The sequence below is a fragment of the Variovorax sp. TLI9-5A genome, assembly GCF_056867935.1.
Genome location: NZ_CP200310.1, coordinates 2629245 through 2655130, shown reverse-complemented (window position 1 = coordinate 2655130; position 25886 = coordinate 2629245). Strand labels below are relative to the sequence as shown.

29 protein-coding genes are annotated in these 25886 nt (G+C 64.9%); 15 read left to right on the top strand and 14 right to left on the bottom strand.

Annotated features, from left to right (window positions below; all coding sequences use genetic code 11):
• Window positions 1-25: 25 nt before the first annotated feature.
• The 6 genes from rplI to ppsA all read right to left on the bottom strand — a co-directional run bounded on the left by rplI (window position 26) and on the right by ppsA (window position 4589).
• Entirely contained in the window at window positions 26-478 is a 453-nt protein-coding gene (gene rplI / locus AC1VNX_RS12660) for a 50S ribosomal protein L9 (RefSeq protein ID WP_176666988.1), read from the bottom strand.
• A gap of 12 nt (window positions 479-490) precedes the next feature.
• Window positions 491-772 (bottom strand): 30S ribosomal protein S18, encoded by a 282-nt coding sequence (gene rpsR, locus AC1VNX_RS12655; protein ID WP_007830781.1) that lies wholly within the window; start codon window positions 770-772, stop codon window positions 491-493.
• A 21-nt stretch (window positions 773-793) separates the two neighbouring features.
• Window positions 794-1108 (bottom strand): primosomal replication protein N, encoded by a 315-nt coding sequence (gene priB, locus AC1VNX_RS12650; RefSeq protein WP_093203337.1) that lies wholly within the window; start codon window positions 1106-1108, stop codon window positions 794-796.
• A gap of 4 nt (window positions 1109-1112) precedes the next feature.
• Window positions 1113-1487 carry a 30S ribosomal protein S6 gene (gene rpsF, locus AC1VNX_RS12645; protein ID WP_019655917.1) on the bottom strand — a complete coding sequence of 125 codons (375 nt, stop codon included), beginning with the start codon at window positions 1485-1487 and terminating at the stop codon, window positions 1113-1115.
• A gap of 115 nt (window positions 1488-1602) precedes the next feature.
• On the bottom strand, window positions 1603-2061 hold the full coding sequence (locus AC1VNX_RS12640; RefSeq protein WP_483157003.1) for a hypothetical protein: 459 nt from the start codon (window positions 2059-2061) through the stop codon (window positions 1603-1605).
• 134 nt (window positions 2062-2195) lie between these two features.
• Window positions 2196-4589 carry a phosphoenolpyruvate synthase gene (gene ppsA / locus AC1VNX_RS12635; protein ID WP_483157002.1) on the bottom strand — a complete coding sequence of 798 codons (2394 nt, stop codon included), beginning with the start codon at window positions 4587-4589 and terminating at the stop codon, window positions 2196-2198.
• Between the two features lie 183 nt (window positions 4590-4772).
• Between ppsA and ppsR the strand changes: the two genes are divergently transcribed.
• On the top strand, window positions 4773-5594 hold the full coding sequence (ppsR, locus tag AC1VNX_RS12630) for a posphoenolpyruvate synthetase regulatory kinase/phosphorylase PpsR (RefSeq protein ID WP_301508339.1): 822 nt from the start codon (window positions 4773-4775) through the stop codon (window positions 5592-5594).
• Window positions 5595-5664: 70 nt separating this feature from the next.
• On the opposite strand, the gene ahpF is transcribed toward ppsR, so the two are convergent.
• Complete coding sequence (gene ahpF / locus AC1VNX_RS12625) at window positions 5665-7221, bottom strand: alkyl hydroperoxide reductase subunit F (protein WP_483157001.1); 1557 nt, start codon at window positions 7219-7221, stop codon at window positions 5665-5667.
• 85 nt (window positions 7222-7306) lie between these two features.
• The gene (ahpC, locus tag AC1VNX_RS12620) at window positions 7307-7870 is read right to left on the bottom strand and encodes an alkyl hydroperoxide reductase subunit C (protein WP_020723187.1); all 564 of its coding nucleotides are present in this window, start codon (window positions 7868-7870) and stop codon (window positions 7307-7309) included.
• A gap of 260 nt (window positions 7871-8130) precedes the next feature.
• Here ahpC and bfr point away from each other — a divergent pair, with 260 nt between their 5' ends.
• The 13 genes from bfr (at window position 8131) to hemP (ending at window position 19275) form a co-directional block, all read left to right on the top strand.
• A complete protein-coding gene (gene bfr / locus AC1VNX_RS12615; RefSeq protein ID WP_483157000.1) occupies window positions 8131-8607 on the top strand; it encodes a bacterioferritin in 477 nt (158 codons plus the stop codon).
• Between the two features lie 121 nt (window positions 8608-8728).
• Window positions 8729-9373 (top strand): PepSY-associated TM helix domain-containing protein, encoded by a 645-nt coding sequence (locus tag AC1VNX_RS12610; protein WP_483156999.1) that lies wholly within the window; start codon window positions 8729-8731, stop codon window positions 9371-9373.
• 79 nt (window positions 9374-9452) lie between these two features.
• Window positions 9453-9953 (top strand): DUF2271 domain-containing protein, encoded by a 501-nt coding sequence (locus AC1VNX_RS12605; protein WP_301508341.1) that lies wholly within the window; start codon window positions 9453-9455, stop codon window positions 9951-9953.
• A 46-nt stretch (window positions 9954-9999) separates the two neighbouring features.
• Complete coding sequence (locus AC1VNX_RS12600) at window positions 10000-10809, top strand: DUF4198 domain-containing protein (RefSeq protein ID WP_483156998.1); 810 nt, start codon at window positions 10000-10002, stop codon at window positions 10807-10809.
• A gap of 31 nt (window positions 10810-10840) precedes the next feature.
• Window positions 10841-11845 carry an FAD:protein FMN transferase gene (locus tag AC1VNX_RS12595; protein WP_483156997.1) on the top strand — a complete coding sequence of 335 codons (1005 nt, stop codon included), beginning with the start codon at window positions 10841-10843 and terminating at the stop codon, window positions 11843-11845.
• Window positions 11842-13197 (top strand): sulfite reductase subunit alpha, encoded by a 1356-nt coding sequence (locus AC1VNX_RS12590; RefSeq protein WP_483156996.1) that lies wholly within the window; start codon window positions 11842-11844, stop codon window positions 13195-13197. Before AC1VNX_RS12595 ends, AC1VNX_RS12590 begins: the two co-directional genes overlap by 4 nt.
• Before the next feature lie 240 nt (window positions 13198-13437).
• Window positions 13438-15831, top strand: a complete 2394-nt coding sequence (locus AC1VNX_RS12585; RefSeq protein WP_483156995.1) for a catecholate siderophore receptor Fiu — start codon at window positions 13438-13440, stop codon at window positions 15829-15831.
• Window positions 15832-15928: 97 nt separating this feature from the next.
• Window positions 15929-16609, top strand: a complete 681-nt coding sequence (locus AC1VNX_RS12580) for a Fe2+-dependent dioxygenase (RefSeq protein ID WP_483156994.1) — start codon at window positions 15929-15931, stop codon at window positions 16607-16609.
• A 114-nt stretch (window positions 16610-16723) separates the two neighbouring features.
• Window positions 16724-16996 carry a (2Fe-2S)-binding protein gene (locus AC1VNX_RS12575; RefSeq protein ID WP_093051142.1) on the top strand — a complete coding sequence of 91 codons (273 nt, stop codon included), beginning with the start codon at window positions 16724-16726 and terminating at the stop codon, window positions 16994-16996.
• Window positions 16997-17106: 110 nt separating this feature from the next.
• Window positions 17107-17805 carry an energy transducer TonB gene (locus tag AC1VNX_RS12570; protein WP_483156993.1) on the top strand — a complete coding sequence of 233 codons (699 nt, stop codon included), beginning with the start codon at window positions 17107-17109 and terminating at the stop codon, window positions 17803-17805.
• An 18-nt stretch (window positions 17806-17823) separates the two neighbouring features.
• Complete coding sequence (locus tag AC1VNX_RS12565; RefSeq protein WP_483156992.1) at window positions 17824-18540, top strand: MotA/TolQ/ExbB proton channel family protein; 717 nt, start codon at window positions 17824-17826, stop codon at window positions 18538-18540.
• 8 nt (window positions 18541-18548) lie between these two features.
• The gene (locus tag AC1VNX_RS12560) at window positions 18549-18962 is read left to right on the top strand and encodes an ExbD/TolR family protein (protein WP_483156991.1); all 414 of its coding nucleotides are present in this window, start codon (window positions 18549-18551) and stop codon (window positions 18960-18962) included.
• Window positions 18963-19062: 100 nt separating this feature from the next.
• Entirely contained in the window at window positions 19063-19275 is a 213-nt protein-coding gene (hemP, locus tag AC1VNX_RS12555) for a hemin uptake protein HemP (protein ID WP_019655899.1), read from the top strand.
• Window positions 19276-19457: 182 nt separating this feature from the next.
• Here the strand turns inward: hemP and AC1VNX_RS12550 are convergent, their stop codons facing one another.
• Window positions 19458-19865, bottom strand: coding sequence for a GlcG/HbpS family heme-binding protein (locus AC1VNX_RS12550; RefSeq protein WP_081268676.1), 408 nt, complete (start codon window positions 19863-19865; stop codon window positions 19458-19460).
• 168 nt (window positions 19866-20033) lie between these two features.
• Between AC1VNX_RS12550 and AC1VNX_RS12545 the strand changes: the two genes are divergently transcribed.
• Window positions 20034-20735 carry a Bax inhibitor-1/YccA family protein gene (locus AC1VNX_RS12545; protein ID WP_176667005.1) on the top strand — a complete coding sequence of 234 codons (702 nt, stop codon included), beginning with the start codon at window positions 20034-20036 and terminating at the stop codon, window positions 20733-20735.
• Between the two features lie 45 nt (window positions 20736-20780).
• On the opposite strand, the gene rlmD is transcribed toward AC1VNX_RS12545, so the two are convergent.
• The 5 genes from rlmD to surE are packed head-to-tail and all read right to left on the bottom strand — an operon-like array spanning window position 20781 to window position 25759.
• Complete coding sequence (rlmD, locus tag AC1VNX_RS12540; RefSeq protein ID WP_483156990.1) at window positions 20781-22217, bottom strand: 23S rRNA (uracil(1939)-C(5))-methyltransferase RlmD; 1437 nt, start codon at window positions 22215-22217, stop codon at window positions 20781-20783.
• A gap of 31 nt (window positions 22218-22248) precedes the next feature.
• Window positions 22249-23295 (bottom strand): sigma-70 family RNA polymerase sigma factor, encoded by a 1047-nt coding sequence (locus tag AC1VNX_RS12535; RefSeq protein WP_483156989.1) that lies wholly within the window; start codon window positions 23293-23295, stop codon window positions 22249-22251.
• Between the two features lie 4 nt (window positions 23296-23299).
• Window positions 23300-24214 (bottom strand): peptidoglycan DD-metalloendopeptidase family protein, encoded by a 915-nt coding sequence (locus AC1VNX_RS12530; RefSeq protein ID WP_483156988.1) that lies wholly within the window; start codon window positions 24212-24214, stop codon window positions 23300-23302.
• A gap of 11 nt (window positions 24215-24225) precedes the next feature.
• Window positions 24226-24999 (bottom strand): protein-L-isoaspartate(D-aspartate) O-methyltransferase, encoded by a 774-nt coding sequence (locus tag AC1VNX_RS12525; RefSeq protein WP_483156987.1) that lies wholly within the window; start codon window positions 24997-24999, stop codon window positions 24226-24228.
• Window position 25000: 1 nt separating this feature from the next.
• Entirely contained in the window at window positions 25001-25759 is a 759-nt protein-coding gene (surE, locus tag AC1VNX_RS12520) for a 5'/3'-nucleotidase SurE (RefSeq protein WP_019655892.1), read from the bottom strand.
• Between the last annotated feature and the right edge of the window lie 127 nt (window positions 25760-25886).

Below are 25886 nucleotides of genomic sequence, written 5' to 3'. Positions count from 1 at the left end.
GCAGCGCGCGAGGCGCTGTGGACGATCAGGCGGTTTCGCCGTAGACCGTCACGGTGATGTCGACCACCACGTCGGTGTGCAGGGCCACGCTCACGGTGCTGTCGCCGACGATCTTGATCGGACCGTTGGGCAGGCGCACTTGCGACTTGGCAACCTTGTAGCCTTGCTTGCCCAGTTCTTCAGCGATGTCGCCGTTGGTGACCGAGCCGAACAGACGGCCGTCGACGCCAGCCTTCTGCGTCAGCTTGATGGTCGTGCCACCGAGCTTTTCGCCTTGAGCTTGCGATTCGGCCAGCTTGGCGGCAGCAGCCTTTTCGAGTTCGGCGCGCTTGGCTTCGAATTCGGCCTTGTTGGCAGCGGTGGCGCGGCGTGCGCGGCCCGTCGGGATCAGGAAGTTGCGTGCGTAGCCGTCCTTGACCTTGACGATGTCGCCCAGGGCGCCGACGTTGACAACCTTGTCCAAAAGAATGATTTGCATGGTGTCGACTCCTTAGACGCGGTGCTGGTCGCTGTACGGCACCATGGCCAGGAAGCGTGCGCGCTTGATGGCGGTGTTCAGCTGGCGCTGGTAGATCGCGCGGGTGCCGGTCAGGCGGGCGGGGATGATCTTGCCGTTTTCGCTGATGAAGTCACGCAGCGTGTCGATGTCCTTGTAGTCGATTTCCTCGACGCCAGCGACGGTGAAGCGGCAGAAGCGCTTGCGCTTGAACAGCAGCGACTGGGTGTTGCGCTTCGGGCGCTTGTCTTTGTTGAATTTCTTGAACGTGGCCATTTCGGGACCTCTTGTCGAAAATTAATCTTGCTGAAAATCCTGGATGTGCAGGACCGGATGCTTGCCGTTGCCCGGTGTCGCGAGGAAGCCCTGAAAACGCCAGAGACTTCCCATCGACTGTCTTGCGAGCCGCTCGGCTATGGCGCCGAAGGCAACGGCCTTGAGGGCCGTCTTCACCTGTCTGGGCTTTCCTGCCTCCTGGAGCGTCGACTCGTGTTCGAGCTTCAGGTCTATGGCTGGCAAGCCGGCTGGCGTGAATCGCAGGGTTCCGAGTTCGGCAACGGAGGCGGTCAGCAGAAGCTGGTTGACCCCGGTTGCCGCAGCGGCGGCAGTCACGCCATCAGTTGTTGTTGGCGGCGTATTCGGCCTGCTGGGCCTTGCGAGCCTCTTCGCGCTCGACCGTCTTCATCATCGACGAAGGACCGGTTTCGGCCTTCTTCTTCTGGACGGTCAGGTGACGCAGAACGGCGTCGTTGAACTTGAACGCGTGTTCGAGTTCGCCCATCACGGTCTGCTCAGCTTCGATGTTGACGCACAGGTAGTGGGCCTTGTTGAGCTTGTTGATCTGGTAGGCCAGCTGACGGCGGCCCCAGTCTTCGACGCGGTGGACCTTGCCGCCGCCGGCCGTGATCAGGCCCTTGTAGCGCTCCAGCATGGCCGGAACTTGTTCGCTCTGATCCGGGTGGATCAGCAAAATGATTTCGTAGTGACGCATGGCACTCCTTGTGGATTCTTCCGAGGAAGAGGAAAAGCCACCTGCAGCGTCGGGCGCAGTGTGGCAAGGCAAAGCCGGCGATTATAGCCCTGTCCGCCGCGATCCGGCAAGACGCTCAGTCGTTGAGCGCCTTGTCGAGCGCGGCGGCCTTCTCGTCGCCGACGGCGGCGCGGATCTTCGGGGCCAGCGCCAGCAGGTCTTCGTAGCTCGTCGTGCCCTCGACCTGCAGGTTGAGCCGGAACCCTTTCAGGCCGAGGCTGCCGGTCAGCTGGGTCGCGATGGGATAGGCGTCCTTATAGCGCTGCTGCCTGCTGCGCCCGGAAGAGCCCTGGGCAGGCGGGGCGGCTGCCGGCGCTTCAGCGGGAGGCGCCGCGCTGCCCGCCGCAGGCTCCAGCACGCCCAGCGCGACCATCTGGTCGATGTCTTCGCGCACGATCCCCATGCCGGCGGCCAGCACGTCATCGACCGAACGCTTGCCGTCGAACAGGATGAAGGCCGAGCGCTGGCGTGGCGACAGCGGGATCGAGCGGTCTTTCAGGGCCTGGTGGCCTGCTTCTGTCTTGACGAGGATCATGGTGGTCTTCCCTTCCGGGATACGCCCGTGAGTCCCGCCAGTCTGGCATCAAATACGCAATTTGTTTCAATCACACTCCCGGGTCGCGGGAATCCCCCCATGGGGATTTCCGCTATTCAGGAGTCTCGCCCGGCTCAGCGCTTGGCGAGCTGCTGCCAGGTGTCGATCACGCTGTCGGGGTTCAGCGAGATCGATTCGATGCCCTGCTCCGCCAGCCACAGCGCGAAATCGGGGTGGTCGCTGGGGCCCTGGCCGCAGATGCCGACGTACTTGCCCTTTGCCTTGCAGGCCTTGATGGCGCGGCTCAGCAGCGCCTTGACGGCCGGGTCGCGCTCGTCGAAGTCGGCGGCCAGCAATTCGAGGCCGGAGTCGCGGTCCAGGCCCAGGGTGAGCTGGGTCAGGTCGTTCGAGCCGATGGAGAAGCCGTCGAAGAACTCCAGGAATTCGTCGGCGAGCACGGCGTTGCTCGGCACCTCGCACATCATGATCAGCTTGAGCTCGTTCTCGCCGCGCTTCAGGCCGTGCTCGGCCAGCAGGCCGGTCACGCGCTCGGCCTGGCCCAGGGTGCGCACGAAGGGCACCATGATCTGGACGTTGGTCAGGCCCATGTCGTTGCGCACGCGCTTGAGCGCCTCGCATTCCATGGCGAAGGCTTCGCCGAAGTCGGCGCTCAGGTAGCGCGCGGCGCCGCGGAAGCCCAGCATCGGGTTCTCTTCCTCGGGCTCGTAGCGGCTGCCGCCGATCAACTTGCGGTACTCGTTCGACTTGAAGTCCGACAGTCGCACGATGACCTTCTTGGGCCAGAAAGCCGCCGCGATGGTCGCGATGCCCTCGGCCACCTTGTCGACGTAGAAGGCGCGCGGCGATGCATGGCCGCGGGCCACCGACTCGACGGCCTTCTTCAGGTCGTTGTCGACGTTCGGGTAGTCGAGGATCGCCTTCGGGTGCACGCCGATGTTGTTGTTGATGATGAATTCGAGGCGAGCCAGGCCCACGCCGTGGTTCGGCAGCTGCGCGAAGTCGAAGGCGAGCTGGGGGTTGCCCACGTTCATCATCAGCTGGATGTCGATCTCGGGCATCACGCCGCGCTGCACCTCGGTCACCTCGGTTTCGAGCAGGCCGTCGTAGATGAAGCCGGTGTCGCCCTCGGCGCAGCTCACCGTGACCAGCGTGCCGTCCTTCAGCAGGTCAGTGGCGTCGCCGCAGCCGACGACGGCCGGAATGCCCAGCTCGCGCGCAATGATGGCCGCGTGGCAGGTGCGCCCGCCGCGGTTGGTGACGATGGCCGAAGCGCGCTTCATCACCGGCTCCCAGTTGGGGTCGGTCATGTCGGTGACGAGCACGTCGCCGGCCTGCACCTGGTCCATCTCGCTGATGCTGTGCACGAGCCGCACGGGGCCGGTGCCGATCTTCTGGCCGATGGCGCGGCCTTCGGCCAGCACCGCGCCCTTGCCCAGCAGCTTGTAGCGCTGCTCGGCCTTGCCCTGCTGCTGGCTCTTCACCGTCTCGGGGCGGGCCTGCAGGATGTAGAGCTGGCCGTCGGTGCCGTCCTTGCCCCACTCGATGTCCATCGGGCGGCCGTAGTGCTCTTCGATCACCAGCGCGTACCTGGCGAGCTGCTCGACCTCGGTGTCGGTCAGCGAGTAGCGGTTGCGCTGCTCGGCCTTGACGTCGGTGGTCTTCACCAGCTTGCCGGTCGCCTTCTTCTCCTCGGGAGTGGCGAACTCCATCTGGATCAGCTTGGAGCCGAGGTTGCGGCGGATCACGGCCTTCTTGCCGGCCTTCAGGGTCGGCTTGTGCACGTAGAACTCATCGGGGTTCACGGCGCCCTGCACCACCGTCTCGCCCAGGCCGTAGCTGGAGGTGATGAAGACCACGTCCTCGAAGCCCGATTCGGTGTCGATGGTGAACATCACGCCGGCGGCGCCGAGGTCGGAGCGCACCATGCGCTGCACGCCGGCCGACAGCGCGACCACGTCGTGCTCGAAGCCCTTGTGCACGCGGTAGCTGATGGCGCGGTCGTTGTAGAGGGAGGCGAACACCTCCTTCATCTTGTGCAGCACGTCGTCGATGCCGACCACGTTCAGGAAGGTTTCCTGCTGGCCCGCGAAGGAGGCGTCGGGCAGGTCTTCCGCGGTGGCGGAAGAACGCACGGCGAACGATGCGGACGGGTTGCCGGCGCTCAGCGTGGCGAAGGCTTCGGTGATGGCCTTCTGCAGGTCGGCCGGGAACGGCTGGGCCTCGACCATGCCGCGGATCTCGGCACCGGCGGCGGCCAGCGCGCGCACGTCGTCGACGTTCAGGGCGGCCAGGCGCTTGCTGATCTTGTCGGCCAGGCCGTCGTGGGCCAGGAACTGGCGGAATGCGTGCGCCGTGGTCGCGAAACCGGTGGGCACCCGCACTCCCTGCGGCAGCTGCGAGATCATTTCGCCGAGGCTGGCGTTCTTGCCGCCAACCGCCTCGACGTCGGTCATTCTCAGGTTTTCAAACGGTACGACCAGGGCGGTCGCGTCGAAAAGTGCAGACATGGGAAAGCTCCAGAAGTTGAAACCGGCGCCGCATGCAGACGGCGCGGCACGATCGTTGTCGTTGCTTTGGGTGCGGGCGCGGTGTGCATGGAGAGAATTGGGTTGGGAAGGCAGATTCCCGATAATGGCCCGGATTGTAGGCGGGGCAAGGTTGCCCGCGCCGCAGGACAAGGCCGCATGACTATTCCTTCGCGCACCGTTTTCTTCATTTCCGACGGCACCGGCATCACCGCCGAGACCTTCGGCAATGCCGTTCTGGCCCAGTTCGAGATGAAGCCGCGCCATGTGCGGCTGCCCTTCACTGACACGGTCGACAAGGCGCACCAGGCGGTGCGGCAGATAAACCACACCGCCGAGATAGAAGGCGCCCGGCCCATCGTTTTCACCACGCTGGCCAACATGGACGTGCTGGAAGTGATCGAAACCGGCTGCAAGGGCATGCTGCTGGACATGTTCGGCACCTTCGTGCGCCCCCTGGAAATCGAACTGGCCGTGAAGTCGAACCACCGCATCGGCCGCTTCAGCGACGTCAGCAAGAGCAAGGAATACAACGACCGCATCGCCGCGATCGACTTCAGCCTGCAGCACGACGACGGCCAGAGCAACCGCGACCTCGAGGGCGCCGACGTGATCCTGGTGGGCGTGAGCCGCAGCGGCAAGACGCCGACTTCGCTCTACCTGGCGATGCAGCACGGCCTGAAGGCGGCCAATTACCCGCTGATTCCGGAGGATTTCGACCGCCGCCAGCTCCCGCCGGCCCTGATTCCGCATCGCAAGAAGATCTTCGGCCTGACCATCCAGCCCGAGCGGCTCAGCGAGATCCGCAACGAGCGCCGGCCGAATTCGCGCTACGCCAGCATCGAGAATTGCCGCCACGAGGTCGCCGAGGCCGAGGCGATGATGCGGCGCGCGGGCATCCGATGGCTGTCGACCACCACGAAGTCGATCGAGGAAATCGCCACCACGATCCTGCAGGAGTTGCGGCCGGAGCGGCTGATCTACTGAGCGCTATTCTTTAGATAGCAAAAAGCGCCCCGCCGGGGCGCTTTTTGCGCTTTGCTTAGCCGATGGCGGCTTACGCAGGAGCGGATGTGCGGATCAGGTGATCGAACGCACCCAGCGCAGCCTTCGCGCCATCGCCGGCCGCGATGATGATCTGCTTGAACGGCACGGTGGTCGCATCGCCCGCCGCGAACACGCCCGGCACGGAGGTCTGGCCGCGGGCGTCGACGATGATCTCGCCGTGCTTCGACAGCTCGACCGTGCCCTTGAGCCAGTCGGTGTTGGGCACCAGGCCGATCTGGATGAACACGCCCTCGAGCTCGACCTTCTTCAGCTCGCCCGTCGCGCGGTCCTTGTAGGTCAGGCCGGTGACCTTCTGGTCGCCGGTGATCTCGGTGGTCTGCGCGTTGGTGAACACGTCGACGTTCTTCAGGCTCTTGAGCTTGCGCTGCAGCACGGCGTCGGCGCGCAGCTGCGTGTCGAACTCGATCAGCGTGACGTGGCCCACGATGCCGGCGAGGTCGATGGCGGCCTCGACGCCCGAGTTGCCGCCGCCGATCACCGCCACGCGCTTGCCCTTGAAAAGCGGACCGTCGCAGTGCGGGCAGTAGGCAACGCCCTTGTTCTTGAACTCGTGCTCGCCGGGCACGTTGATGTTGCGCCAGCGCGCGCCGGTCGAAATGATGACCGACTTGCTCTTCAGCGAAGCGCCGCTCTCGAGCTGCACTTCGATCAGGCCGTTGCCCGGCACAAGCGCCTTGGCGCGCTGCAGGTTCATGATGTCGACGTCGTAGTCGCGCACGTGCTCCTCGAGGGCATGCGCGAACTTCGGTCCCTCGGTTTCCTTGACCGAGATGAAGTTCTCGATGCCCAGGGTGTCGAGCACCTGGCCGCCGAAACGCTCGGATGCAACGCCGGTGCGGATGCCCTTGCGCGCCGCGTACACGGCCGCTGCCGCGCCGGCGGGGCCGCCACCGACGATCAGCACGTCGAACGCTTCCTTGCCGGCGATCTTCTTCGCCTCGCGCTCGACGCCGCTGGTGTCGATCTTGGCGAGGATTTCTTCCAGGCTCATGCGGCCCTGGCCGAATTCGGTGCCGTTGAGGAACACGGTCGGCACGGCCATGATCTGGCGTTCCTTCACTTCGTCCTGGAAGGTGCCGCCTTCGATCATGGTGGTGCGGATGCGCGGGTTCTGCACCGCCATCAGGTTCAGCGCCTGGACCACGTCGGGGCAGTTGTGGCAGGTGAGCGAGACGTAGACCTCGAACTCGAAGTCGCCGTCGAGCGCCTTGATCTGGTCGAGCACGGCCTGCTCGACCTTCGGGGGGTAGCCGCCGATCTGCAGCAGGGCGAGGATCAGCGACGTGAATTCATGGCCCATCGGCAGGCCGGCAAAGCGCGGCCCGTGGTTTTCACTCGGGCGGTTGACCGAGAACGAGGGCTTGCGGTGGTTGTCGTCGCGGCTTTCGGTCAGCCTGACCAGCGGGGACGATTCGGCGACGTCCTTCAGCAGCGACAGCATCTCGCCCGAGGCCTTGCTGTCGTCGAGCGAGGCGACGATCTCGATCGGCTGCGTGGCGCGTTCGAGGTAACTCTTCAATTGGGCTTTGGTGTTTGCGTCGAGCATGAGGGACTCTCTTTCGATAACGTAAAACTATCAACGGGGGCCAAAAAAGCCCGGGCCTCGCGGGCGCCGGGCTTTCGCAGGGCGCTTAGATCTTGCCGACGAGGTCCAGCGACGGAGCGATCGTCTTGTCGCCTTCATTCCACTTGGCCGGGCAGACTTCGTTCGGGTGGGCGGCGGTGTAGACCGCTGCCTTGAGCTTGCGCAGCGTTTCCTTCACGTCGCGGGCGATTTCGTTGGAGTGCACTTCGGCGGTCTTGATGATGCCTTCGGGGTTGATCACGAAGGTGCCGCGCAGTGCCAAGCCTTCTTCGGGGATGTGCACGCCGAAAGCGTTGGTCAGCGTGTGGGTCGGATCGCCGACCAGGGGGAACTTGGCCTTGCCGACGGCCGGCGAGGTGTCGTGCCAGACCTTGTGCGAGAAGTGCGTGTCGGTGGTCACGATGTAGACCTCGGCGCCCAGCTTCTGGAACTCGGGATAGTGTTCGGCCGCGTCTTCGACTTCGGTCGGGCAGTTGAAGGTGAATGCCGCCGGCATGAAGATCAGCACGGACCACTTGCCCTTGAGCGTCTCGTCGGACACATCGATGAACTTGCCGTTCAGGTAGGCCTGGGTCTTGAAGGGCTGGACTTGGGTGTTGATCAGGGACATGTTGATTCCTTGGGTGCTGCGGGTGAACAAAGATAATGGCGAGCCATCAGTATAACTACCAATCGACCAATATTCATAGTTATCACCTATTAAAAGTATTGGGACTCGCTATGTTTTCGATGGCTGCGAAATACGTTTGACACATCATCAATACGAACGTGTATCACCATCACACGCATGCAGACCGGCACAGCATGGGATTGCTTGCAAGCCCGCGTTTGCACCTCTGACAATCACCGCTTTCAGAACAAGGAAAAATCATGAAGGGCGACCCGAAAGTCATCGAACACCTGCAGGCCCAGCTCAAGAACGAGCTGACCGCGATCAACCAGTACTTCCTGCACTACCGGATGCTCAAGCACTGGGGCCTGGACAAGCTGGCGAAGAAGGAATACGAAGAATCGATCGGCGAAATGAAGCATGCCGACAAGCTCATGGACCGCATCTTCATGCTCGACGGCCTGCCGAATCTGCAGGACCTGGGCAAGCTGAACATCGGCGAAGACGTGCCCGAACTGCTGCGCTGCGACCTCGGCGCCGAGACCGGCGCGCAGACCACCATCAAGGACGGCATCGCGCATTGCGAATCGGTGCGCGACTATGTCTCGCGCGACCTGCTCCAGGAGATCCTGGACGACACCGAGGAACACATCGACTTCCTCGAGACCCAGATCGACCTGATCGACAAGGTCGGCCTGCAGAACTACCTGCAGTCGCAGATGGGCGAGCTGGAATAAGGCCGGCTTCGCGACCAACAGCCAAACGGGACTTCGGTCCCGTTTTTTTATTGCTTTACGTAACTTAACCCGCCACGAATAACAGTCATTCTCATTCGCACGGATAGAATCCGCGCCTTCGATGACTGCGATCCGCTCCGACAACCGCCGCCGTGCCTACTGGCTCAAGACCCTGCACGAATGGCATTGGGTGAGCTCGGCCATCTGCCTCATCGGGATGATCCTGTTCAGCGTGACGGGCTTCACCCTCAACCACGCCAGCCAGATCGAAGCCAAGCCGGTCGTTACCAAGCTGAACGGCTCCATCGACGACGCCCTGCGCGCGCAGCTCGAAAGGCAGTTGCCCGCCGCCAAGGCCCTCAAGGGCAAGGCTCCCCTGCCCCCTGAGCTTCAGGCCTGGGTGCAGAAGCACTGGGACATCTCCACCGCCGGCCGCGAGGCCGAGTGGTCCGACGACGAAATCTACCTGTCGCTGCCCCGCCCCGGCGGCGACGCCTGGCTGCGCCTGAGCCTGACCGACGGCGAGATCGAATACGAGCGCACCGACCGCGGCTGGCTCTCCTATCTCAACGACCTCCACAAGGGCCGCAACACCGGCGCCGCGTGGAGCTGGTTCATCGACATCTTCGCGGGCGCGGCCCTGGTGTTCTCGATCACCGGACTCTTCATTCTGAAGATGCACGCCGGCAACCGGCCGTTCACCTGGCCGATGGTCGGCATGGGGCTTGTGGTGCCGGTGCTGCTCGCGCTGCTGTTCATTCACTGATTCCGTTCATCAATCGATCACTACAGATCCAGGAAAGAGGTTTCCCGTGCACGTTCGCTACTCACTCGCACCGCTGGCCATGTCGGCGCTGTTCGCGGCTCCGGCCTTCGCGTCGGGGCTGGCCGTCAACATCGAGATTCCCCGGCTGAACGTCTCCGAGTACCACCGCCCCTACGTGGCGACCTGGATCGAGCGCGCCGACAACACCGTCGCCGGCACGCTCGCCGTCTGGTACGACGTGCGCACCAAGACCAACAACCCCGAGGGCGAGGGCACCAAGTGGCTGAAGGACATGCGCCAGTGGTGGCGCCGCGGCGGCCGCGAGCTCTCCGTGCCGGTCGACGGCGTGACGGGCGCGACCAAGCCCGCCGGCAAGCACCAGTTGAGCTTCACCGAAGGCACGGCTCCCATGCCCAAGCTCGCTCCTGGCGCATACAAGCTCGTGGTGGAGGCCGCGCGCGAAGTCGGTGGCCGCGAGGTCGTGAGCATCCCCTTCCAGTGGCCCCCGACGGCAGCGGCACAGCCGACCGCCACGGGCAAGGAAGAACTCGGCGAGATCAGGCTCGAACTCAAGCCCTGATCTTCTTCCTTCAACGACCAGCCCGCCACATCACAAAGGAACCGCCATGACCCGCTTCAATCTGCGCTTCGCTTCTATCGCCATCGCCCTGTCGGCCGCCGCATCGCTCGCCCAGGCGCACAACGCCTGGCTGCTGCCCTCGTCCACCGTGTTCTCCAAGGCCGATACCGTGACGGTCGACGCCGCGGTGTCGAACGACCTGTTCGTCGCCAACCACGCGCCGCTGCGCCTCGACGGCCTGCAGATCACCGCGCCCGACGGCAGCACCGTCAAGCCCGAGACCGAAGCCAAGCTCAAGCTGCGCAACGTGTTCGACGTGAGCGTGGCGCAGGCCGGCACCTACCGCATCGCAGTGATCAACGCCGGCGCCTTCGCGAGCTGGAAGGACAAGGCCACCGGCCAGACCAAGCGCGCACGCGGCACGGCCGAGACCATCGGCAAGGAAATCCCGGCCGACGCGCAGGACGTGACCATCACACAGTCTTCGGGCCGCATCGAGACCTTCGTGACGGTCGGCAAGCCTTCCCCGCTCAAGCCGGTCGGCCAGGGCCTGGAGCTGATCGCCACCGGCAGCCCGACCGACCTGGTCAAGGGCGAGAAGGCCACCTTCACGCTGAACCTCGACGGCCAGCCCGCCAAGGGGCTCGAAGTGACGGTGACGGCGGGCAACACGCAGTACCGCGACAAGCTCGAGGAAATCAAGCTCAAGACCGACGACAAGGGCCAGTTCAGCGTGACCTGGCCGAGCGCTGGCATGTACTGGCTCGACGCCAGCACCAAGGACAACAAGACCACGGTGCCGCAGGCCAAGGAGCGCCGCCTGAGCTACGCGGCCACGCTCGAAGTGATGCCCTGACGCGGCAACCGAAACAGACCGGACTTCCTCCTTGGGCCTTTCGTTCAGCACCTGGCGCGCTGGCGGCTATGCCAACGCGGCCGTCCCGCGCCCCGCCGATCCCGCGACGCTTCAGCAGCTGGGCGGCGAGACCATGGGCACCACTTGGTCGCTGCGCTTCGACAATCCGCGGATGCTGCCGCTGGAGGAGGTCCGGGCGGCCGTCGAATCGGCGCTCGACCGCGTGATCGCACAGATGAGCCACTGGGAGCCGGACTCGGACATCAGCCGGTTCAACCGGGCGCTGGCCCGGTCGCGCCATGTGCTGCCGGCGGAGTTCGCCACGGTGATGCGATGCGCCTTCCAATGGGCCGTGGCCAGCGGCAGTGCGATCGATCCCACCGTGGGCCCGCTCGTCGCCTGCTGGGGCTTCGGCCCCGAGGCGGGAGAAGACGGCCTGCCTGCCGAAACTGCGCTGGCTGAGGCGCGCGGGCGCGTCGGGTGGTCCCGACTGGCATTCGACGAAACCGAGGGCTCGCTCCTGCAGCCCGGCGGCGCCGCGCTCGATCTCTCGGGCATTGCCAAAGGATTTGCGGTGGACCATGGCATCGACGCCTTGCGTGCGCTGGGCATTGCCGACGCGCTTCTTGAAGTCGGCGGAGAGCTGCGAGGCATCGGAAAGCGTCCCGGCGGGCAGGCATGGCAGGTGCTCGTCGACGGCGATCCCGGCGGGGCACGTCGCGTGGCGCTTGCGGACATGGCCATCGCCACCTCGGGCGACCGCTGGCACCGGCGCTCGCACGAGGGGCGCCATTGGTCGCACACCATCGATCCGCGAACGGGAGAACCTGTCTCGCATGCACTGGCCAGTGTCACCGTGCTGCATGCGGAATGCATGCAGGCCGACGCACTGGCCACCGTGCTGACAGTGCTCGGGCCGGACGAAGGCTTCGACTTCGCACAGCAGCACGGCATCGCGGCGCTGTTCGTGAGCCACGGTGATCCGGCGCCCGTGGCGAAGACCACGCGCGCCTGGCCCGCTCCGGCCAGAAGATGAGCGACTTCGCGTGGCGCGCGCTGGGCGCGGGTTCCACCGTGGCTGCATATGCTGCGCTGTGCGCCTCGATCTACCTGCGCGAACGCAGGCGCAAGGCCGCGGCTGCGCGCGACTCGGCGGCGCTTTCGGCAAGCAGCGACGAACCTCCGGTCCTCGTGCTGTTCGCCAGCCAGACTGGCCAGGCCGAAGCCATCGCCTGGCAGACCGCACGGCAGCTGAGCGCAGCGAGCACGCCAGCGCGCGTGATGGAACTGAACGCGCTCGATGCTGCGACGCTGGCGAGCGCACGTCGTGCGCTCTTCATCGCCAGCACCTACGGCGAAGGCGATGCACCCGACGGAGCGAGCGTGTTCGTGGAGCGCGTGATGAGTTCATCGCCAGCGCTGCCTTCGTTGCGCTATGCCGTGCTGGCACTGGGCGACCGGCAGTACGCCAACTTCTGCGGCTTCGGCCGCTCGCTCGACGAGTGGCTGCAGGCAGGGGGCGCCGGGCGTGAATTCGATCGCATCGAGGTCGACAACAGCGACCCGGTGGCACTGGCCTCATGGCATGCGCATTGGGGCGACATGGCAGCGGCCGACGAAGCTGCCAGCTTCAGCCAATGGCGGCTCGTTGCGCGCGAGCAACTCAATCCGGGCAGTGCGGGCGCGCCTGTCTTCCATCTCGGGCTGTTGCCGCAAGCCGGTACGCCGCTGCCGCACTGGGCTTCGGGCGATCTTGCGCAGGTGACGGTGGCGAGCGATCCGAAGCGGCCACGCGACTACTCCATCTCCTGCGTGCCTGCCGATGGCGAACTGCAGTTGCTCGTGCGGCAGGAACAGCATCCGGACGGCACGCTCGGCGCGGCATCGGGGCTGCTCACGTCCACCCTCAGCATCGGCGACACGGTGGCGCTGCGGCTGCGGGCGCATCGAGGCTTCCGGCTGGACGGCAACGAAGCGCGACCGCTGATCCTCATCGGGAACGGCACCGGCATCGCAGGACTGCGCGCGCATCTTCGGGCGCGTGCGGCCATGGGCAGGCACGACAACTGGCTGGTGTTCGGCGAGCGTCAGGCGGCGCATGACTTCCTGTATCGCGAAGAAATCGAGGCATGGCAGGCCGATGGCGTGCTGAAGCGGCTCGACATGGTGTTCTCGCGCGACCAGGCGGAACGCTTCTACGTGCAGCACCGGCTGCTGCAATCGGCCGACACCCTGCTGTGCTGGCTGCGCGACGGCGCGGCCATCTATGTCTGCGGCAGCCTGCAGGGGATGGCATCGGGCGTGGACGCGGCACTGCGCCAGATCGCTGGCGAGGTGCTGATCAGCGAACTGACGGCCAGCGGCCGCTACCGGCGCGACGTCTATTGAGGCTCGGCAGCCTCCCGAGCTACGTTGCGCAAGAGCAACGAATCCAGCACAACTTTTGGATTAATTTGGCTGGATTGTAAATTTCGATATTGAGAACCAATATCATTCGCGGCGATTTACGACGCTTCGTGAATCGACTCACCCAGCCAGTCCCCCCTCGTTTTCTCCAAGGAAAGCAGGCCGTCAGGACATCGCCAGTCGAGTCCTGACCTGACGCCCGCCTCTTTCGGAGAAAACTTCATGGCCTACATCAAGAGCCGCAAACACCCTGTTGCGCGTGCCGTTCCACATCTCTCAGGCGCCGCCGCCGCAACGCTGATGGCCATTGCGGCACCAGGCGCTCTTGCCCAATCGGGCGGCGCGCTGCCCGAAGTCCGCGTGCAGGACTCCGCTGTCACCGACTACAAGACCGACAACTCGGCCAACCCCAAGTTCACCGCTGCGCTGGTGAACACGCCCCAGACCATCCAGGTCATCAAGGAACAGATCATTCGCGACCAGGGCGCGACCACGCTGACCGAGGCGCTGCGCAACACCCCCGGCGTGGGCACCTTTTTCCTCGGGGAGAACGGCAACACCAACACGGGCGACGCCGTCTTCATGCGCGGCTTCGACAGCTCGAGCGCCATCTTCGTCGACGGCATCCGCGACCTGGGTTCGGTTTCGCGCGACATGTTCAACATCGAGCAGGTCGAGGTCGTGAAGGGCCCGTCGGGCAGCGACGTGGGCCGCACCTCGCCGACCGGCTACATCAACCTCGTGACCAAGAAGCCCAGGCTCGAGGACAGCTTCCTCGGCTCGCTGAGCTTCGGCAGCGCCGACTTCAAGCGCGGCAGCGTCGACTGGAACAAGTCGCTGAGCGGCGCCAACGGCATCGGCGCGGCCTTCCGCCTCAATGCGGTGGTCGAAGATGCCGGTGTGGCCGGCCGCGACTTCGTCAAGAACAAGCGCGAAGCGATCGCACCCTCGATCGCCCTCGGCCTGAACAGCCCGACGCGCATCTTCCTCGACTACCTGCACGTCAAGCAGAACAACATTCCCGACGGCGGCGTGCCCACCATCGGCCTGCCGGGCTACACCACGCCCGACGCCACCGCGATCACCCGCGGCCTGGCCCGCCGCACCTACCTGAACTACGCGCCGCGCGTCGATTCGAGCAACTTCTACGGCACCAGCTCGGACTTCGACAACGTGACGGCCGACATGTTCACCGCGCGCATCGAGCACGACCTCACGCCCGACATCACCATCCGCAACACCACGCGCTACGGCAAGACCTCGCAGGACTACATGCTGACGTCGTTCATGGGCGGCGGGCTGACGTCGACGAACGGCGTCGGCACCCTGCCGACCGTGAACTCGGGCTTCATCAACACGGTGATCCCGACGATTCCGGCGAGCTGGACCATCACGCGCAACCTGCCCACCAACAAGGACCAGGAAAACACGATCTTCACCAACCAGACGAGCGTGTCGGCCAAGTTCAACACGGGCAGCATCAGCCACTCGTTCAACGGCGGCCTCGAGTTCATCCGCGAAAAGCAGACAGCCAACAACTACTACGCCGCCGGCTACCCGACCGTGGGCACCACGCTGGCCGCGGCCGGTTCGTGGCCTGCCGCGAACCTGTACAACCCGAACCCGTACGTGAGCGGCTACAACCGCATCGCCAACGGCACCGGCTCCGACGGCAGCACCGACACCATCGGCCTCTATGCCTTCGACACGCTGAAATTCAACGAGCAATGGCAGCTGACCGCCGGCCTGCGCTACGACCACTACTCGACCACGTACAACGCCACCGCGCTGACGCTGGCGCGCACCGGCAACGGCCCGCAGACGTCGACGATCACGCCGACCAATCTGAAGCTGTCGGACAACCTGCTGTCCGGGAAGATCGGCCTTGTCTACAAGCCAACCGAGAACAGCAGCGTCTACGCCGCCTACGGCACCGCCGCGCAGCCCCCGGGCGGCGCCAACTTCCAGCTGGCCGCCGGCGGTACCGGCAACAGCGCCGGACGCACCGATTTCCTCCCGCAGAAGGCCAAGACCTACGAGGTCGGCACCAAGTGGGACGTGATGAACAAGCGCGTGGCCCTGACGGCGGCGCTGTACCGCACCGACGTGAGCAACGAGGTCGTGCAGGACTCGGTCACGCAGCAGTACTTCCAGACCGGCAAGAAGCGCGTGCAGGGCATCGAGCTCGGCGTGTCGGGCGCGCTGACCGACAACTGGGGCGTGAGCTCGGGCTTCACCACCATGAACACCCGCGTGCTCAGCGGCCCCTCGGTGCTGGCGGACGGCTCGACCGCCCTCGCCTACACGCCGAAGAAGGCCTTCACGCTCTGGACCACCTACCAGTTCCCGTTCGGCCTCACGCTCGGCGGCGGCGCCCGCTACAACGGCAAGCTGCAGCGCGGCACCGACGGTGCCGTGGGCACGCCGGCTTACGTCGACTCGTACTGGGTGTTCGATGCGATGGCCTCCTACCGCATCAACAAGAACATCGACATCCAGCTGAACGTGTACAACCTGTTCAACAAGGACTACGTGGCGGCCATCAACAAGAGCGGCTACCGCTACACGCCGGGCACGCCGCGCTCGGCCAAGATCACCGCGAACTTCGCGTTCTGACGGTCCGTCCTTGCTGCGCACCGGGCCTGCCTGGTGCGGTGCGACACTCGAGCCCCGGCCCGCGCCGGGGCTTTTCTTATTGCGGAGTTCCTGAAAAATGATGCTGCATGTGCCCGAAGTGCTGAGCCCCGAGCAGGTGCGCGAAATGCGCGCCGCGCTCGACGCCGCGCAATGGACCGACGGACGTGAAACGGTGGGTGCGCAGGGAGCGCAGGTCAAGCGCAACCGCCAGCTGCCGGAGCATTCGCCGGTCGGCAAGGAGCTGGGCAGCATCGTGCTGGCTGCGCTGGCGAGGAATCCGCTCTTCTTCTCGGCAGCGCTTCCGTCGCGCTTCGTGCCGCCGCTTTTCAACCGCTACGAGGGGGGCGAGCACTACGGTGTTCATGTCGACGGCGCTGTGCGTGCCTTGCCCGGCAGCGGGCAGCAGTTGCGCACCGACCTGTCGTGCACCCTCTTCCTGTGCGATCCGGAGGACTACGAGGGGGGCGAGCTGGAGGTGATCGACACCTACGGCTCCCATGAAGTGAAGCTGCCGGCGGGGGATCTCATTCTTTATCCAGCCAGCAGCCTGCATCGCGTCCATCCGGTGACGCGGGGGGCGCGTGTCTGCTCTTTCTTCTGGCTGCAGAGCATGGTCCGCAACGATCAGCAGCGCGGCATGCTTTTCGAGCTGGACCAGAACATCCAGAAACTGCGTGCCCGCGTTGGCGAATGCGAGGAAACCGTGGCGCTGACGGGGCATTACCACAACCTGCTGCGGCTCTGGTCGGAGGTCTGACCCCAAGAAGCCGGGTGTTGCATGAATCAGTAACACATAGTTATTGTGAATGCGATGGATTCTTATTTATAATCGTCCACATCCAACAGCCAGCCAACTGCCGCTTTCACCGCCATGATCGTTTGTGTCTGCCGCCGAGTCTCCGACCGCGAAATCGCACGTCATGTGCGCGCCGGCATGACTTTCGACGAAGTGCAATTCGAACTTGGCGTGGCCACCCAGTGTGGCCAATGTGAAGGTTGCGCGCGCGATATCGTCGCGCAGTGCAGCGCCTCGCACCCGGTCGCCGCATTGAATTGCGATTCGGGCCCGAGAGCGATCCAGCTTGCCAACTCCATCAAGGAAAGCAAAGCATGGAACTCGTCTCGGCACTCGGCGGCAGCCTGATCCTCGTCGCGGGCTCGGTCTGGTGGATCTTTCGCAAGTAGCGCCTGTGGCGTCTTCGTAGCGGTTTTGCTGCAATCGGGGCACCTTTGGCGGTGCCCGCATTCGAATGGTTGATCGTGTCTGACCGCTTCGCCCCCCCTCCTTCCGTCTTCGGCCTTTCGCGCAATGTCGTCATTGCCGGCGGCGTCGTCCTGTTTCATGCCGCTGCCCTCTGGGCGCTTCAAAGCGGATTGCTTCGCCGGGCCGCTGAAGTGGTGATCCCCGTGGAGATCATCAGCCAGCTCATCGAGCCCCCCAAGCCGGCGCCACCGCCTCCTCCTCCCCCTCCGCCGCCACAGAAGCAAGTCGCCAAGACGCCGCCTCCTCCGCGGCCCCAGGCGATCAGGGAGCCCAAGCCGACCCCGGCACCCAACGCGCCCACGGGTAGCGTCGAGCCGCCGCCTCCTCCGGCCCCCATTCCGCCGCCCGCTCCGGAACCGCCCCCGGCGCCGCCTCCCGCGCCGCCAGCGCCCAAGCTGATCGAAATCAGCGAAGGCCAGACGCAGTACGTGCGCGAGCCGCGCGTCGTGTTCCCTGCAATGAGCAGGCGCCTGGGTGAATCCGGCGTCGTGGTCGTGGCGGTTTACTTCAGCAGCTCGGGCATTCCCAAGCGGGCGGAAATCTTCAAGTCCAGCGGCTATGAGCGGCTGGACCAGGCCGCACGCGACGCGGTGATGTCCTCGCAGGTGACGCCATTCAAGCAGCCTGGGGCCAACGAGGCCACGGTCTACATGCTGAAGGCGCCCATCCGATTCAATCTTTCCCAGTAATTTTTTGGAGTAGTACGCATGGATTCTCAATTCGGCTTGATGAACGTCTGGAATCAGGGCGATTTCGTCACCAAGGCCGTCGCAGTGCTGCTGATCGGCATGTCGCTCGCGTCGTGGATCGTCATCATCGTCAAGGCACTCGACGTCATCCGCTACAAGCGCCTCGCGAAGCACTCGCAGGATTTCTGGCACAGCGAAGATTTCGCCACCGCGCTGAACAAGCTCGGCAAGGACGACAGCAACCCCTTCCGCGCACTCGCCCTCGAAGGCCGCGAGGCCGCCGCCCATCACCGCAACACCAAGGCCCATCTGCACGACGCGCTGGACGTGAGCGACTGGATCACGCGTGCACTGCGCAACGGCATCGACGCCTTCACCGCCCGTCTTCAGACCGGTCTGGCGATCCTGGCGTCGGTCGGCTCGACGGCTCCGTTCATCGGACTGTTCGGCACCGTGTGGGGCATCTATCACGCGCTCATGAGCATCGGCTCGGCTGGCCAGGCAACCATCGACAAGGTGGCAGGCCCGATCGGCGAAGCGCTGATCATGACGGCGCTCGGCCTCGCCGTGGCCATTCCTGCCGTGCTGGGCTACAACGCACTGGTGCGCGGCAACAAGTTCGTGCTGACCAAGCTCAACGCCTTCGCTCACGACCTGCACGCCTACTTCGTGACTGGCGCCCGCGTCCAGAGCGGCGGCAACGACGCGATCGTGGTTCCGCTCAAGAAGGGCTGAGGAGCACCATGGCCTTCGGAACACAAGACGAACCCGATGAGGTGATGAACGAGATCAACATGACGCCGCTGGTCGACGTCATGCTGGTGCTGCTCATCATCTTCATCATCACCGTGCCGGTGATGAAGCACGCGGTCAACATCGACTTGCCGCGCGCCACCAGCGAGCCGGAGCAGCCCAAGCCGCAGAACATCCTGTTCAGCGTGACGGCCGACGGCAGCTACTATTGGAACGAGCAGAAGATCGACGACAGCGAACTGCCCGCCCGCCTCGCGGCGGAAGCCGCCAAGGAACCGCAGCCCGAACTGCACATCCGTGGCGACAAGGCCGTTCGCTACGAGCGAGTGGCCAAAGCGATGTCGGAAGCCCGTGAAGCCGGCGTGCGCAAGATCGGCTTCGTCACGGAACCCGATACGAAGTGAGCTGAAAGAAAGAGCGCAATCAAAAAAAGTTGATCGCGGCGATTGACTTCTACTTGCGAATCATTATCATTCACTCATCGCTTCGATAAGGGAACTCCAGATGCCAGCCACACCGAATGCCTTTTCTGTTCTGAACCATCCTTCGCTCGACCAGTCGGGTGGCGGCCATGCGTCCATCCAGGCAACGCGTCCGGTGCCGATGCTCGAAAGCACGGAGCTTCTGAAAGGAAGCAAGACCGTCGGCATCATGCACAACGGCTCCCTCTATCGGCTGCAAGCCACAAAACTCGGCAAGCTGATCCTGACCAAGTAAGTCATCCAGCCCGCCCTTCGCGCAAGTTTCATCGTGGGGCGACTCAAGGAGATTCATCTCCGAAGGGTCGTTTTTTTGCTAGCCAACGGTTCGCCGACTAGCCAAGCTTTTTTTCCACGCTGAAGCAGCCCAAACGAAAACGCCGACCTCGAAGTCGGCGTTTTGCTTTGTGCGGAGAAAACTCAGAGGCCGAGAGCCGCGATGCCAGCCTTGGCGATCTGCGCGTCTTCATTCGACTTCACACCGCTCACGCCGACCGCGCCGATCACATGGCCATCCTTGACGATCGGCACGCCGCCTTCGAGCAGACCCTGCACTTCCGGCGCCGTCAGGAACGCCGTGCGACCGCCGTTGATGATGTCTTCGTAGACCTTGCTTTCACGGCGGCCCATGGCTGCGGTGTGCGCCTTGGCGGGAGCGATATGCGAAGACAGCGCCGCGGCACCGTCCAGGCGCTGCAGCCACAGCAGGTTGCCGGCGTCGTCCGAGATCGCGATGGTCACTGCCCAGTTGTTCTTGAGAGCCTCGGCTTCGGCCGCTGCGGCGATGGTCTTGACGTCGGCGAGTTCGAGGAATGACTTGGTCTTCATGATGGATGAGCTCAGTTTGCGTGAAAACCCGAGAGCATAACGGCCATGCCGCCAAGGCTGGCTTCAGGGCTTGGGAACACCCCGCATACGGTTTTTCCGGTACCCCCTCTTGCCGCCACCTAAAATGCGCCCAACTGCGTCATTGCAGCAACCACAGGAGCTCCGGCCATGAACGACCGCGTTACCACCCTAGACACCTCTTCCGGCTACGGCCAGCCACTGGCGCAGGCCGAACGGCAGCGCGTGCTGCGCAATACCTACTGGCTGCTCGCGCTGAGCCTGCTGCCCACCGTGCTGGGCGCCTGGGTCGGCGTCAGCACCGGTATCACCCGCTCGCTCACCGGTGGCCTGGGCCTCATCGTCTTCCTTGGCGGCGCCTTCGGCTTCATGTTCGCCATCGAGAAGACCAAGAACTCCGCCGCCGGCGTGCCGGTGCTGCTGGGCTTCACCTTCTTCATGGGCCTGATGCTGTCGCGCCTGATCGCGATGGTGCTCGGCTTCAAGAATGGCTCCGAACTCATCATGACGGCCTTCGGCGGCACCGCTGGCGTGTTCTTCGTGATGGCCTCGCTGGCCACCGTCATCAAGCGCGACCTGTCGGGCATGGGCAAGTTCCTGTTCGTCGGCGCAATGGTGCTGATGGTCGGCGGCATCATCAACGTGTTCGTCGGTTCGACCACCGGCATGCTGGTCATCTCGGTTGCCGCCATCGGCATCTTCTCGGCCTACATGCTCTATGACCTGAAGCAGATCATGGACGGCGGCGAAACCAACTACATCAGCGCCACGCTGGCCCTGTATCTCGACCTGTTCAACGTGTTCCAGAGCCTGCTGGCCCTGCTGGGCATCTTCGGCGGCGAGCGCGACTGAGCGAATCGCACCCGTCAACAAAAAGGGCCCCGAGGGGCCCTTTTTTCATTCCAGTTCAAACACCGCAATCGACTCCACGTGCGCCGTGTGCGGAAACATGTTGACCACCCCCGCATAAGTGCAGCGATAGCCCGCCTGATGCACCAGCAGCCCCGCATCGCGCGCCAGCGTCGACGGGTTGCAGCTCACGTACACGATGCGCTTCGGCGGCGTCCAGCCATCGGTGCGCAGTTCGGGTTGCTGGTGAAGATCGGCAATGGCCTTGGCCAGCGCGAATGCGCCTTCGCGCGGCGGATCAACCAGCCACTTGTCGGCGCTGCCGTCGGCCACCAGCATGGCCGGCGTCATCTCGAACAGGTTGCGCGCAACGAACGTCGCAGCCGACAGCTCACGGCGAGCCGGCGTGGCCGGCTGATTCTTCTTGAAGTTGTCGGTCGCGCGCGCCACCAGCGTGTCGCTGCCTTCGATGCCCAGCACCTCACGCGCCTTGCTGGCCAGCGGCAAGGTGAAGTTGCCCAGACCGCAGAACCAGTCGATCACGCGCTCGTCCGGCTGAACGTCGAGCAGGCGCAGCGCCTTGCCCACCAGCGCCCGGTTGATGTGCGGATTGACCTGCGTGAAATCGGTGGGCTTGAACGGCATCGTGACGCCGAACTCCGGCAGACGGTACGCCAGCGGCGTGCCACCCTCTTCCAGCAGCTTCACGGTGTCCGGCCCCTTGGGCTGCAGCCACCATTGAACGCCTTCGTTCTTCGCGGCAAAGGCCTTCAACCGGTCGATGTCCGCGCGCGAGAGCGGCTCGAGGTGGCGCAGCACCAGGGCGATCGTTCCGAGCCGCGTGGAGTCGGGCGCGTCGCCGCAGGCCAGTTCGATCTGCGGGCAGGTGTCGCGTGCATCCATCGAGCCGATCAGCTCGCGCAGCGGCATCAGCATCTCGCTGACCTGCTTCGGCAGCACCGGGCAGACCTGCATGTCGGCCAGATAGCGGCTCTTGCGCTCGTGAAAGCCGATCAGCACCGTGCCCTTCTTGACCACATGGCGCACCGAGAGGCGCGCGCGATAGCGGTAGTGCCAGGCCGGGCCCTCAAGCGGCCGCAGCAGGTTCTCGGGCTTGACCTTGCCGAGGTGCCAGAGGTTGTCTTCCAGCGCCCGCTGTTTCACCGCCACCTGGGCGGCAGCGTCCAGGTGCTGCATCTTGCAGCCGCCACAGGCGCCCGTATGCAGGCCGAAATGCGGGCAGCCCGGGCGCACCCGCTGCGACGACTCCCGGCGGATGGCCGTGACCGTGCCCTGCTCCCAGTTGTTCTTGCGGCGGTGGACGTTGAACCGCACTTCCTCGAAAGGCAGCGCGCCCTCGATGAACACGACCATGCCGTCGGCCTTGTGCGCCACGCCCTGCGCATCGAGGTCGAGGGACTCGACCTTCAGCCATTCTTCACCGGGATTCGTGGGGACTTTCTTTTCTTCGATGGATTCCGTCATCCCCCGATTGTCTCAGCGTGGCCGGATGCCCCTAGAACAGCGCGTCACGCCCCACGCCGGAGCGGGCCAGCTGGCGCCGCATCTTGGCCAGCGCCTCGTTCTGGATCTGCCGCACGCGCTCCCGCGTGAGGCCCAGGCGCACGCTCAGCACCTCCAGCGTTTCGGGCTCGCGGTCGTGCAGGCCATAGCGCCCCTCCAGCACCTCGCGTTCGCGCGCATCGAGGGCATGCACCCATTGGTCGAGCAGGCGCTCCACCTCGCGCATTTGCGTCACGTCGGTCGGACTGCCCTGCTCGTCCTCCGAGGCCACGGTATCGGCCAGCGTGAAGCCCTCGTCTCCACGGGCATCGCCAGCGTCCAGCGAACGCGGGGTTTCGGACAGGGCCAGCAGCTCGGCCACGACCTGCACGTCGCGCCCCAGCAGCGCGGCGATGTCTTCCACCCTCACGCCGTCCGGCCGGTGCACAAGAAATTCGGCATCGCCTTCGAGCGTGCGGCGAGCCTTCAACACCTGTTGCAGCTCGCGCACCACGTGCACCGGCAACCGGATGGCACGCGCCTGCGTCATGACCGCGCGCTCGACCGACTGTCGGATCCACCAGGTCGCATAGGTGGAAAAACGGAAGCCGCGCTCGGGCTCGAATTTGGTGATGGCGTGCATCAGGCCCAGATTGCCCTCCTCGATGAGATCGGAGAGCGGCACGCCCCGGCCCAGATAGCCCTTGGCGATGTTGACCACCAGCCGCAGGTTGTGCTCGATCATCGACTGCCGCGCGGCGAAGTCGCCGGCGCGCGCGGCGCATGCGGTCTGGTATTCCTCTGCCGGGGTGAAGAGCTCGGTGCGCCGGACCTGGCGCAGGTAGATGGTCAGCGAGTCGGCACCCTCGCCGCCGACCTGATCGACCGCCGCGCCATTGGCGGGCAAAGCGGCATCCGTCGCCGACGGATCTACGTCTTCTTCGGGAGTGTTCGCGCGCCCTGCGGCGAACTCTTCATGCCCATTGCGGGAAGACAGGCTGCCCCTGCCCGCCGACCCGCGCACAGGCAACAGCGTGCGGCGGGGGCGGGAGGCAGCCATGGCATCACCGGCTGGGCAGGTAGCGCGACGGATCTACGGGCTTGCCTTGACGGCGGATCTCGAAATGCAGCTTCACGCGATCGGCATCGCTGTTGCCCATTTCGGCGATCTTCTGGCCCTTCTGAACCGACTGGTCTTCCTTCACGAGCAGCGTCTGGTTGTGCGCATACGCCGTGAGGTAGGTGTTGTTGTGCTTCAGGATGATCAGGTTCCCGTAGCCACGCAGGCCCGCGCCCGCATAGACCACGCGCCCGTCGGCGGCCGCCAGCACGGGGTCGCCCGCCTTGCCGGCGATGTCGTAGCCCTTGTTCTTCGCCTCGTCGAAGCCGGCGATCAGCGAACCGCTCGCGGGCCAGATCCAGCCCACGTCTTCATCGCCGGAACCGCCGCTGCCAGGACTGGCCGGCGAAGCCGTGACCGGCGCCGGCGGCTTGGTCGCGCCGCTGGCCGGCGTCGATGGCACCACCACGGGTTGCGGCGGCACTGGCTTCGTGACGGCGCCTTCGGGGGACGTGCCGGGCGCCGTTGCCGGCGCGGTGGCCACAACGGTACCCGAGCCCGTGGGCGGAATCACTCGCAGCACCTGGCCGACTTCGATCAGGTCGGGGTTGTCGAGGTTGTTCCAGCGGACGATGTCCTGCCAACGCTGGCCGGTCTCAGCGCCGATGCGGCGAATCGTGTCGCCGGGACGCACGGCGTAGTAGCCAGGCTTGCCGTAGTTCTCGATGCCGGCAAGCGGCTTGCCGTTGGCATCGGTGGTGATGGGTGGGCCGCCGGGCACCGCCGCGGCTGGCGCGCGCGTCATGGTGCCCCGGTCTTCGACTGGTGCCGGCCCACGAGGAGTGGAACAGCCCGCGATCACGAGCACAAAGGCCAACGTGACGCCAGCGAACCAACTCCGATTGCCAAAACCCTGCATTTGTTATTCCTTCAAGCGATACCGGATTTTAGGGGGACAAAGTAAACAGCCTCAAGAATGAGACGCTCCAGTCCGCGGGGAGTTTTATCGATGACGACAAGGGCCTGGCCGCCCTTCGCGGAGTGGGTCGGCGCGACGATGCGACCACCCACCGCGAGCTGCTCGATCCATGCCTCGGGCACTGCCTCACCGCCTGCCGCGGCGATGATGCCGGCATAGGGCGCGCCCTTGGCGTAGCCGATCATTCCGTCGCCCAGCATCAGGTGCACGGTCGCAAGCCGGAAGTGCCGCAGATTGGCGCGCGCGCGCTCGTGCAACCCGCGCAGGCGCTCGATGCTGTAAACCTCTGTCGCCACATGATTCAGCACAGCAGCTTGGTAACCGCAGCCCGTGCCGATCTCGAGCACCCTGCCCAGCTTGCCTTCGGGCTTTCCCGCCAGCGCGGGAGCGCCCAGGAGCAGCTCGATCATGCGGGCCACCACGTTCGGCTTGGAAATGGTCTGCCCCAGGCCAATCGGCAGGCTGGTGTCTTCATAGGCCTGGTTGACCAAGGCGCTGTCGACGAAGCGATGCCGCTCCACCGCCCCCATAGCGCGCAGCACGCGCGCATCGGAAATGCCCTGCGCAGCAAGCTTCTGCACCATGCGCGCCCGCACGGCATCGGACGCCATCGAAGGCGTGGACGCCACCACGGGCTTCACCGGCGCGGCGGCCATGCGTCCGCGCGTGGTGGCCGAAGCGGTGGGTGTCAGGCGAACGGGAAAACTGGGCCGCTGGCTGGCCATGTCAGTTGCCGAGACGGGCCACCGTCTCGCGCCATTGGCCAAGGTTGGCGTGATCGGTCAAGTCGATCTGCAGCGGCGTCAGCGCAATGTGGCCGGCCGCAGTGGCATGGAAGTCTGTGCCTTCGCCGCTGTCCTTGGCGCCGCCGGCACCGGCGATCCAGTACATGGTCTCGCCGCGGGGGCTGTCCTGCGTGATCACCTTTTCTGCCGCATGGCGCCGGCCCAGGCGGCAGACCTTGACGGGCTTCAGTTCGTCGAAAGGCAGGTTCGGCACGTTCACATTGAGCAGGAATGCGCCGCCTTCGTGCATGCGCTCGCGCTCGATCTGCTGCACCAGCCGCCGCGCCACCTGGGCTGCCGCATCCACATGCGCCCAGCCCTTTTCGATCTGCGAGAAGGCAATGGCAGGAATGCCGAACAGGTAGGCCTCCATCGCCGCACCGACGGTGCCTGAATAGATGGTGTCGTCGCCCATGTTGGCGCCGTTGTTGATGCCGGAAACCACCAAGTCGGGCCGGTAGTCGAGCAAGCCCTTGAGTGCGATGTGCACGCAGTCGGCCGGAGTGCCCGTCACGTAGCGAAAACCGTTGTGGGCTTCGCGCACGTAAAGCGGTGCCGCCAGGGTCAGCGCATTCGACTTGGCGCTGTTGTTGTGCTCGGGTGCGACCACCTCGACTTCGGCGATGTCCTTGAGTGCGTCGTGCAGAGCGACGATGCCCGGCGCCTGGAAGCCGTCGTCATTGGAAATAAGTATCTTCATGGTGCTTCTGGATGCACCGGATTGTAGGCTTCGGGTGCGTCGCAGCAGGGACAAGCCCACCCCGCCGCGGCCCCTATCATGCCCGCAGTCATTGCCCCAACATTACCTGTCTGAAGGAGACCCCTGG

What these genes read in the sequence shown, in the direction of transcription:
- rplI (WP_176666988.1), bottom strand. Translation starts at nt 478, where the DNA reads ATGCAAATCATTCTTTTGGACAAGGTTGTCAACGTCGGCGCCCTGGGC.
- rpsR (WP_007830781.1), bottom strand. Translation starts at nt 772, where the DNA reads ATGGCCACGTTCAAGAAATTCAACAAAGACAAGCGCCCGAAGCGCAAC.
- rpsF (WP_019655917.1), bottom strand. Translation starts at nt 1,487, where the DNA reads ATGCGTCACTACGAAATCATTTTGCTGATCCACCCGGATCAGAGCGAA.
- AC1VNX_RS12640 (WP_483157003.1), bottom strand. Translation starts at nt 2,061, where the DNA reads ATGATCCTCGTCAAGACAGAAGCAGGCCACCAGGCCCTGAAAGACCGC.
- ppsA (WP_483157002.1), bottom strand. Translation starts at nt 4,589, where the DNA reads ATGTCTGCACTTTTCGACGCGACCGCCCTGGTCGTACCGTTTGAAAAC.
- ahpF (WP_483157001.1), bottom strand. Translation starts at nt 7,221, where the DNA reads ATGCTCGACGCAAACACCAAAGCCCAATTGAAGAGTTACCTCGAACGC.
- ahpC (WP_020723187.1), bottom strand. Translation starts at nt 7,870, where the DNA reads ATGTCCCTGATCAACACCCAAGTCCAGCCCTTCAAGACCCAGGCCTAC.
- bfr (WP_483157000.1), top strand. Translation starts at nt 8,131, where the DNA reads ATGAAGGGCGACCCGAAAGTCATCGAACACCTGCAGGCCCAGCTCAAG.
- AC1VNX_RS12610 (WP_483156999.1), top strand. Translation starts at nt 8,729, where the DNA reads ATGACTGCGATCCGCTCCGACAACCGCCGCCGTGCCTACTGGCTCAAG.
- AC1VNX_RS12605 (WP_301508341.1), top strand. Translation starts at nt 9,453, where the DNA reads ATGTCGGCGCTGTTCGCGGCTCCGGCCTTCGCGTCGGGGCTGGCCGTC.
- AC1VNX_RS12600 (WP_483156998.1), top strand. Translation starts at nt 10,000, where the DNA reads ATGACCCGCTTCAATCTGCGCTTCGCTTCTATCGCCATCGCCCTGTCG.
- AC1VNX_RS12590 (WP_483156996.1), top strand. Translation starts at nt 11,842, where the DNA reads ATGAGCGACTTCGCGTGGCGCGCGCTGGGCGCGGGTTCCACCGTGGCT.
- AC1VNX_RS12585 (WP_483156995.1), top strand. Translation starts at nt 13,438, where the DNA reads ATGGCCTACATCAAGAGCCGCAAACACCCTGTTGCGCGTGCCGTTCCA.
- AC1VNX_RS12580 (WP_483156994.1), top strand. Translation starts at nt 15,929, where the DNA reads ATGATGCTGCATGTGCCCGAAGTGCTGAGCCCCGAGCAGGTGCGCGAA.
- AC1VNX_RS12575 (WP_093051142.1), top strand. Translation starts at nt 16,724, where the DNA reads ATGATCGTTTGTGTCTGCCGCCGAGTCTCCGACCGCGAAATCGCACGT.
- AC1VNX_RS12565 (WP_483156992.1), top strand. Translation starts at nt 17,824, where the DNA reads ATGGATTCTCAATTCGGCTTGATGAACGTCTGGAATCAGGGCGATTTC.
- AC1VNX_RS12560 (WP_483156991.1), top strand. Translation starts at nt 18,549, where the DNA reads ATGGCCTTCGGAACACAAGACGAACCCGATGAGGTGATGAACGAGATC.
- hemP (WP_019655899.1), top strand. Translation starts at nt 19,063, where the DNA reads ATGCCAGCCACACCGAATGCCTTTTCTGTTCTGAACCATCCTTCGCTC.
- AC1VNX_RS12550 (WP_081268676.1), bottom strand. Translation starts at nt 19,865, where the DNA reads ATGAAGACCAAGTCATTCCTCGAACTCGCCGACGTCAAGACCATCGCC.
- AC1VNX_RS12545 (WP_176667005.1), top strand. Translation starts at nt 20,034, where the DNA reads ATGAACGACCGCGTTACCACCCTAGACACCTCTTCCGGCTACGGCCAG.
- rlmD (WP_483156990.1), bottom strand. Translation starts at nt 22,217, where the DNA reads ATGACGGAATCCATCGAAGAAAAGAAAGTCCCCACGAATCCCGGTGAA.
- AC1VNX_RS12535 (WP_483156989.1), bottom strand. Translation starts at nt 23,295, where the DNA reads ATGGCTGCCTCCCGCCCCCGCCGCACGCTGTTGCCTGTGCGCGGGTCG.
- AC1VNX_RS12530 (WP_483156988.1), bottom strand. Translation starts at nt 24,214, where the DNA reads ATGCAGGGTTTTGGCAATCGGAGTTGGTTCGCTGGCGTCACGTTGGCC.
- AC1VNX_RS12525 (WP_483156987.1), bottom strand. Translation starts at nt 24,999, where the DNA reads ATGGCCAGCCAGCGGCCCAGTTTTCCCGTTCGCCTGACACCCACCGCT.
- surE (WP_019655892.1), bottom strand. Translation starts at nt 25,759, where the DNA reads ATGAAGATACTTATTTCCAATGACGACGGCTTCCAGGCGCCGGGCATC.